The sequence below is a fragment of the Vibrio sp. 10N.222.55.A1 genome, assembly GCF_041473835.1.
Lineage (GTDB): Bacteria > Pseudomonadota > Gammaproteobacteria > Enterobacterales > Vibrionaceae > Vibrio > Vibrio crassostreae_C.
Genome location: NZ_JBFRSX010000135.1, coordinates 1 through 5,126, shown reverse-complemented (window position 1 = coordinate 5,126; position 5,126 = coordinate 1). Strand labels below are relative to the sequence as shown.

The 5,126-nt window shown below is 32.5% G+C and carries 3 protein-coding genes; all 3 read right to left on the bottom strand.

All coding sequences use genetic code 11. The features are described from left to right. Window positions 1–34 precede the first annotated feature (34 nt). Window positions 35–355, bottom strand: a complete 321-nt coding sequence (locus AB4493_RS22115; RefSeq protein WP_372155825.1) for a transposase — start codon at window positions 353–355, stop codon at window positions 35–37. A 150-nt stretch (window positions 356–505) separates the two neighbouring features. Next, window positions 506–1,705, bottom strand: coding sequence for an EAL domain-containing response regulator (locus AB4493_RS22110; protein ID WP_372155824.1), 1,200 nt, complete (start codon window positions 1,703–1,705; stop codon window positions 506–508). Then, window positions 1,702–5,126 (bottom strand): ATP-binding protein (locus tag AB4493_RS22105; RefSeq protein ID WP_372155823.1); only part of this gene is annotated, 3,425 nt, incomplete at its 5' end. The genes AB4493_RS22105 and AB4493_RS22110, both read right to left, overlap by 4 nt.

Sequence of the window (5,126 nt, the reverse complement as noted above, 5' to 3'; positions counted from 1 at the left end):
TTAAGGTTCTGTCTATGAGAACGGCTTAAAATAGTCACACTTGTTGATGAAGCTGTACGTAAAGCGGCAACAAAGACAAAGGCTTGTTCCACCGTTGGGTTATCAATGCGATTGCGATATTTGACCTGAACTGTCTTCGAGCGTTTGCTGATACAGGTGTAGTCCGTGGAACATCCAATAACTCAAAGATAGAATCGATAAAGCCTTGAAGAGCACGTAATGGAAGAGAGAAAATTCCCTTAATCATCAAGGCAGTTTCAATCGCGGTATCAGAATACTGGAAACCTCTACCACGCTTGCACAGAGCCTTATTGTATTCCGCCCAGTTAGTTATCTTCTTTTCCGCTTTACCCATGTCATCACCGTTCTAATCATCACAAAGGATCAGATCGCAGATCTTGGAAAAGGTTCAACTGATTTAAGCAACAACGCCTCTTTGGAGCGAAAACATCATGTATCTAAAATGTAATGAACTTATATAATCGAGATTCTATTTCCAATAATATCACCTAACCTTGTCGATAGAAAAAGTTGTTTTAGTGTAACAATGCTCTCTAAAGTTAAGTATATTCTCTATAAAATCAGGTTTTCCAGTTAAATACCCTTGGCATATATCAACACCTAGGTTTTTCATCGCACTGTATTCCTCGTAAACTTCAATACCTTCAGCTACAACAATCAACCCTAGTTTCTTAGCTAAACTTACAGATAACTCTAATGCATGCTTATGCTTTAGACAGAGCAAGTAATTTTTTACAAACCTTCTATCTATTTTCAACTCTGTAAATGGTATTTCAACCAAATTTATCAAATTGGAATGACCAATACCAAAATCATCAATAGATAGTCCAAATCCGTTAATTTTTAATCTAGTGATATTTTGTAACATTATAGGTTCAAGCTCATAAGCTATATTTTCAGTTATTTCAAATGTGAATCGATCAGGAGGCAATTTTTTTGAGTCTAATATATCCAATATGTACCCCACAAACGTCTCATCAGATAAGTCTTTGGATGATATATTTATCGAAAATTTTAATTCACTTGGATATTTAGCAATTTTTGAGGTTACCATATTAAACAAAGCATTAAAAATAACTCTTGTATTACCGCTTTTTTCTAGCATTGGCATAAAAGATTTTGGATATAACAATCCATCACTAGAATGATCCCAACGAATTAAAGCTTCAAAAGAAACCAGTTCTTTTGAGTTAAAACTATATTGAGGTTGATAATGGACAATAAGCTCATCACGTTCAATTCCGCTCATGATCTCTTTTAATGAATATGATGAGATATTTGAGACAAAATCATTTGAATCAACCTTTGATTTTAATTTAGCCGCACATTCAACTACCTTTTTCAATGCAATATCATTGATTGGTTTAACATTAGAACATATAATGTTTAAACCATATAATCTAGCGACTTTCTCTGCCAAGATTATAATATCTTCTCCCAAACCACTTAATATACACAAAGGTTGCTCAAAGTTAATTGCACTAAGTTTGGATAATACAAGTAAACCATCTTCCTCAGGCATATCAAGATCAATTATGACCAAATCCACAAAATTATGCCTTAAGTATTCATAAGCCAAACTCGCATGATTAAAACATAATATCTCATAAAAATCGTATTGATTAAGTTTGGACTTTATTATTTCTGTCTCTAAAGGGTTGTCATCCAATAATAAAATTTTCATTTACTCCCCCGTATATAGTGTTTGGCACTATATATATGATTATTTACATCATTAATTAAATCTTCTATTAATGTTGGAATAACTTTATTTTTAGGACTATGAATTCCATCTTCGAGCTCTTGAGCTAATAAAACGATTGATTCAATACCCAATATAGAAGCTCCTCCTTTAATTTTATGCGCGATCCTTTTAAGGTTATCTCTATTTTCTTTCTTCAACTCTATTAAATCATCAGTCATGGTAGATATAAATAAGCTTCTCATTTGCTCGACGTCTGATTCAGGAACATGATCTAACCAGTGGTCATCTGGAATTAAGTCATTGATAATTCTTGATAATTTTTCAATCCCGTAAGGCTTATATAATACTTTATCAAAACCGACCAAATTTGCGGTGTCATGTACAACTCTAGAATCTTCGGCAGTACAACCGATAATTTTCAGAAAATGAGAATCAGGAGTCATTTCCCTAACATTCCTCACTAACTCAAAACCGTCCATGATGGGCATATGACAGTCAGTTATCAACAAACGATAGTAATTAGGCTTTGTCATCAAAGCATCTAGAGCTTCTTTTCCGTTTGTTACTAATTCTGCTTCTATCCCTAAATTTCGTAATTGATTTATAATAACAATCTGGTTTATTGGATTATCTTCAGCTACAAGAACAGGGATACTAAGTGATCTCTTAGTCTGTATAATTTTTTCTTTGTTAGGTTTAGCAACTTGTAAAATAGTATCTAAAAGTAAATCAGGGAAAAATGGCTTGATACTCAAATTTGTCTTTGTACCTATAGTTTCTTTAAATGCTACCTTTTCCGAATCAAGTAAAATGGTACAATCAAACTCTTTGCTTAATGATACATTATCCATATCACTGATTAGGACTTTGTTAATTGGATTTAATATATTCTCATTACAACCCCAAACAGAGAGCCATTCTGAAATAATTTCGAAATTGCTCTTATAGTGAATATAATATCCAGATAATAATTCCCCATAATATGAGACAAATTCATGACTTAATTCCAAATCTACTTTCGTCCCGACCCCTTCCAAACTTGAAACTTTTAAAGTTCCTTTCATCAGACTTGTTAATTCTGAAACAATAGTTAACCCTAAGCCAGTCCCACCATATTTTCTTGCAATTGAGTTATCAGCTTGTACGAATGGACTAAATATGATTTTTTGCTTATCATGCGACATTCCACAGCCGCTATCTGCTATAGAAATGAAAATCTTATCATTATCAATAGAAACATCAACTAATACACTTCCTTTATCAGTAAATTTGATAGCATTAGACAAGAGATTATTAAGGATCTGTGCATATCGAAGTGAATCAATAGATATGATATTAATAGGAGTCGGTGAAAAGTTATATTTTAATGTTAAACCTTTTTCACGAGCTGCAGCTAAATGTAACCTTACAACCTCTCCAGTTTCACGTAAAATATTGCATTCCCTAGGCTCTAATTTTAATTGACCAGCGTCTATTTTTGAGAAGTCAAGTATATCGTTAACTAGAACGTTAAGTTGGCGAGCTGAAGTGGAAACATTTGATAGTAACACTCGACTTTCTTCATCTGAAATTCGGTTTGACAACATCTCCAATAGACCAACCATACCTGCAATTGGAGTTCTCAACTCATGGCTCATTGAAGCTAAAAATTTATCTCGTATTGATATCGCCTTTTCTGCTTTTCCTTTGGCGGTTATTAATTCTCTTTCTTGGAGTTTTTTTTCGGTGATATCAGTAATTATTGATAATACATAGTTTTTGTTATTAGCTTTTATGCGCATACAAATATATTCAACGGTTTCCATTTTCATAGCACAGTTATTTACATCTAAAGTATAATTTATAGTATTACCGTTATTCAACACGTCCCTTCTATTTTCCTTCGTCTGTAAAAATTCGTTAGAGTCGCTAGTAGAACGTATAAGGCAACTATCGCAACGTCCACTCTGAAACTCCTTACAACTAGAAAGTAATAATGTGTCTGTGTCATCGTATATGAACACTTGAGACGGGAATTGAGTAATAACACATTGAAGGAAGTTTTTTTCTAATTCGAAATTTTTCGCATCATTTTCTTTTATTATAAATTGAAGATTTAAATTCTTCTGCCTTAAATATATTAACACACCAGCTACCGCTATCAATATAAATAATATTGCAATAATCCTGATGAAATGTTTATAATCAACTCCGTAAACAACGTTAAAGGGGTCATAAGAGTTCTTTATTTTGTTTATCTCATTAGAATCCCATGTTTTAAATGCACTATTCAATAATTCTAACAATAATTTATTGTCATTTGAAACGGCCATTGTTGCATCCACACTTCTATAATCTTTCCTATCAACGATATAATCATCTGTCGCATCAGACGAAGCAATTATGTCGACGAGGTCCTCTCTTATGTAAGCTTTTTTTATCTCACCAGACTCAAGTGCTCGTAAGATAGATTTAGGATTAGAAAAAAGTAAAACACTCTCACCAAAAACTTGCGTCTTTATTCCTAGCTTTTCTTTACCTTGTGCAAGTAAAACACCTTCTAACACGCTAGTAATTGACACACTTTTTGCTAAAGATAATGCATAATAACGAAATGAAATGACCGGATTTGTAGAACTAGCCAACCCAAAGTAATCACTGGTACTTAAAGTAAACGGTATTAGATTTATATCCCCCAAAGTAAGCATTTCAACAAGACTTTTACCATTATCATTAGCAATGTACTTAAACTCTAGTTCAGTTCTACTTTCTATTAATTTTAATATATCATATAAATAACCAGTTAAATTACCGCTTTGATTACGAAAAAGAAGAGGGAATACATCATCATCAAATGAATACTTAATGACATGATCACTGCGAGTTTTGTATTTGTTATTGTTTACTTCTAAAGTGTAATAATAGTTGTTGTTATCGTTAATGGAAACTTCCCGATCTGACCTTAAATTCCCTACTACTTCATCAACAATTTTTGTTAATCTGACGTTGTCCTTCTTTGAAAAAAGCGTCAAATTTACACTCCCTCCCCAATCTGGTGATTGTAGATTTCCACTTAATTCATCGGAGTTATTTAAAAACTTACTCAATGTAACATAACTTGCTAGTACAGCATCTATTTCTTTTGATGAAACGCTTTTCATAGCACTATCTATACTAATATACTTTTGGAAATTTTGAATATTTTCTGACTCTAAAATGTTACAGTATATAGTTCCCACAACGCAGGCCCATAGGCCATTTTTTTTAACTTCTGAGGTTGAAATAGACCAATATGCCACACTTTTTTTTAAGATTGGGACTGAATATAATGATTTATCATCTAGAGTTCCTGTTCTTTTAAAGTATAACGCCAGATCAACTTTCTTATGATTTAAATTATTCTTTAAACTATTAATTTCAT

Excerpts from the sequence above, each read along its gene's own strand:
- AB4493_RS22115 (WP_372155825.1), bottom strand. The coding sequence starts at position 355 with ATGGGTAAAGCGGAAAAGAAGATAACTAACTGGGCGGAATACAATAAG.
- AB4493_RS22110 (WP_372155824.1), bottom strand. The coding sequence starts at position 1,705 with ATGAAAATTTTATTATTGGATGACAACCCTTTAGAGACAGAAATAATA.